We start from the raw sequence: 518 nt of genomic DNA, 5'->3' as shown, positions 1-518 counted from the left end.
TGACTGCGGTTCGATGATGGTCTCACGCGACGGAGAGATGGTGTGTCAAAACGACGACTGCGGCGCGACGACGGCACGGGACGAGGAGCTTGCTGCACGCTTCGAGTCGACTGAGGAGCAGACCGGAGATGAGGTGATCGAAACCGAGGAGGGCGCGAACTTCGAGGGGAAGCCGACTGCGGACGACGTCGTCTGTGAGAAATGTGAACACGGTGAGGCGTGGTACACGATCAAACAGACCGGAGCGGCCGACGAACCGCCAACACGATTTTTCAAATGCAAACAGTGTGGCCACCGCTGGAGAGGATACAGCTAAGCCGCCGATCACGCCCGGGCCGGCATCCGCACGCTTTTCCCGTCCCGGCCGATTAGATGGGTCAACATGACCGATCCGTCCGTGTCGGGAGGGTCGCGCCCGGCGGACCCGAACGACCTCTCCGTCACCATCGTCGACGGCTACGTCGACGAGCCGGCACACTTCGGCGTACCGCCGTACATCTCGACGTACCCGCGGTACA

At 62.5% G+C, this 518-nt stretch carries 1 protein-coding gene; it reads left to right on the top strand.

Annotated elements, in window-relative coordinates; translation table 11 throughout:
- On the top strand, window positions 1-316 hold a 316-nt coding region (locus tag JJQ90_RS26740), incomplete at its 5' end, for a transcription factor S (RefSeq protein WP_216879303.1).
- Between the last annotated feature and the right edge of the window lie 202 nt (window positions 317-518).

Source organism: Falsiroseomonas oleicola, from assembly GCF_019029495.1.
In the GTDB taxonomy this organism is placed as follows: Bacteria; Pseudomonadota; Alphaproteobacteria; order Acetobacterales; family Acetobacteraceae; genus Falsiroseomonas; species Falsiroseomonas oleicola.
Note: the sequence above shows the minus strand (reverse complement) of the source record. Positions and strands in the feature narration are given on the sequence as shown.